This window comes from Yoonia sp. (assembly GCF_030731595.1).
Lineage (GTDB): Bacteria > Pseudomonadota > Alphaproteobacteria > Rhodobacterales > Rhodobacteraceae > Yoonia.
On the sequence record NZ_JANQTS010000123.1, the window covers coordinates 1 to 2,176 of the forward strand.

Sequence of the window (2,176 nt, forward strand, 5' to 3'; positions counted from 1 at the left end):
GGGTTCACCACTCGCTTGTGCTTCAGCTTGAAGGACACCTTGTTGTAGACGTTGTTGCCGATGTATTTTTCGTTGGTCAGGACCTGGTGCACCGATGCCCGGGACCATGGCCGCTCAAGATCCGTCAGATGCCCCTCGGCATTCAGGGTTTCCGCAATCTCACGCTCCGAGCGGCCATCCTCGACGAACATTCGGTACATGCGGCGCACGACATCCTGTTCCTGCTCAGGGCCCGGAACGAGAACGACACGGTCGGTCTGAAAACTCTTCTGTTGGCCGCGGGACAAGGCACCCTTCGGGTTGCCGTGTTCGTCGATCAGTACCCGGCGCAACCCGTATCCAGCCGCACCGCCTTGGCGGTATCCAAGCACTACCAAGCGGCATTGCCCCGCGAAAACCTTTACCGAAAGCTCGCGGCTGTATTCGCCCGCCATCACCCGCTTGACGGTTTTCAGAAGGTTGGAGCCGATGCTGCCGTCGTTTTCGAACTGCTCGCCGCAATAGTGGACCCGGATCCCGGCACGAGAGCAGACATGCTCGTGGTAGGCCCCTTCATCAGCATCCTGAAACCGGCCCCAGCGGCTGACGTCATAGACCAGAATGGCCTTGAAATCCGCTTGGCCGGTTCGGACCTCGGCCATCAGGTTCTGCAGCGCCTCGCGGCCGTCCAACCGCAACCCGGACCGACCGGAGTCCTCGAAGACGCGCAGGATCTGCAGGCCCCGGGCGGTGGCGTAATCCCGAATGATGTCGAGTTGGTTCTCAGTCGAGTACTTCTGGTGATCGGTCGACATCCGCACATAGGCGACGGCTGGGATATCCAGTCCGGCCTCGTCGCCTTTGTCCTCGCTGTTGTATCGACCGTTATTCAAATCGGGTTTTCCTTTTCAGCCTTGTTTGGTTTCTATTTTTCCATCTGACACAAGCGCGTCTGGAAAGTCGTTTCCTGAAACGGGCAAGGTCTTTCCGTTTGCCCGGCAGTCATTTTTCAAATTCCAATTCATTACTGCGCTCCTAAAATCAGTAGTGTCCGTCAAGCGCGGTCCAATGACCCGCAACGGACAAAATCGACTCCCGCCGTTTTCATGGTTCTTCAATTGTTTAACGAAGAAGGACGTGAAAATGCGCGTGAAGATGGGCACAGTTGTGCCGAAAATGGGCACATTTGTGCACCTGGTCGAAGAACCAACCGATTATCGAACCGCCATAGCGATGGCTCTGCACGAAGAGTTGGACGACACACACAGGGCAATCAAAATGGCCATGCGCTGGACGGGTGCCAGCGAACGCACCGTGAAGTACTGGTTCTCGGGCGAGCGGGGGCCGAGCGGCGACCATCTGATCGCCCTCGCGCGGCATTCGGATGCTGTGCTCTATGTTGTTCTTGCACTTGCGGGCCGCCACATTGTCGAGGAGGCAGACGATTGAGGGGCGAACGATGATCGGCAGGAGCAGGGTGCAGCTCACTCTTGTTTTGTGTGCGTTTTTGGTTATATTGAATACAGGCGAGATGAGAGGTGCCGTGCCATGTCCCGAACGACCACGATGACCGTCCGCCTTGGTGGAGCACTGAGTGACTTCGTGTCGGCCAATGTAGGCGATGACGGGTCCTATGAGAACGTCAGCGAGTACATCCGTGACCTGATCCGGCGTGACAAGGAGAGGGCGGAGCAGGAAGCCTTCAACCGGCTGAAGGGCGAGCTGACCCACGCGTTCGCAGCGCCCGAGGAGACGTATCAGCCGCTGACGGCAGCCGAGGTGATTGCGCGGAACAGGGCCTGATCCGATGCCCGCCATTCGAATCCAGGAAGGGGCGTCCCACCGCCTCGATGACATCTACCGCTACACCCGTGACAGGTGGGGAGATGATCAGGCCGAGAAATACATCACCGGCCTGTTCGCCGCCTTCGACAAGATCGCAGCACACGGTGTCGCGTCGAAACCGATCCCAGCCGAGTTTGGTGTTGAAGGGTTCTTCTTTCGATACGAGCGTCATTTCGTCTACTGGCGTCATCTATCGAATGGCGACATCGGGATCGTGACCATCCTGCATGAGCGCATGCATCAGATCGACCGCTTCCGGGATGACTTTGGGCTCGGCTGATCGGACGCCTTTTCACGGCGCATCAGATTTGCGCAGCGTGGAATCGTCAATGTTTGCACGGTCCAGCGGTAA

4 protein-coding genes are annotated in these 2,176 nt (G+C 57.9%); 3 read left to right on the forward strand and 1 reads right to left on the reverse strand.

What is annotated here, in order from left to right:
- The coding region (locus NWQ23_RS14385) for a recombinase family protein (protein WP_306167081.1) at positions 1 to 794 on the reverse strand (794 nt) is incomplete at its 3' end.
- Between the two features lie 328 nt (positions 795 to 1,122).
- On the opposite strand from NWQ23_RS14385, the gene NWQ23_RS14390 reads away from it, so the two are divergent.
- The 3 genes from NWQ23_RS14390 to NWQ23_RS14400 all read left to right on the forward strand — a co-directional run bounded on the left by NWQ23_RS14390 (position 1,123) and on the right by NWQ23_RS14400 (position 2,104).
- Positions 1,123 to 1,428 (forward strand): hypothetical protein, encoded by a 306-nt coding sequence (locus tag NWQ23_RS14390; RefSeq protein ID WP_005619856.1) that lies wholly within the window; start codon positions 1,123 to 1,125, stop codon positions 1,426 to 1,428.
- Positions 1,429 to 1,527: 99 nt separating this feature from the next.
- Positions 1,528 to 1,782 carry an addiction module antitoxin gene (locus NWQ23_RS14395; protein ID WP_009502501.1) on the forward strand — a complete coding sequence of 85 codons (255 nt, stop codon included), beginning with the start codon at positions 1,528 to 1,530 and terminating at the stop codon, positions 1,780 to 1,782.
- 4 nt (positions 1,783 to 1,786) lie between these two features.
- Positions 1,787 to 2,104 carry a type II toxin-antitoxin system RelE/ParE family toxin gene (locus NWQ23_RS14400; protein ID WP_132831508.1) on the forward strand — a complete coding sequence of 106 codons (318 nt, stop codon included), beginning with the start codon at positions 1,787 to 1,789 and terminating at the stop codon, positions 2,102 to 2,104.
- The last annotated feature ends 72 nt before the right edge of the window (positions 2,105 to 2,176 follow it).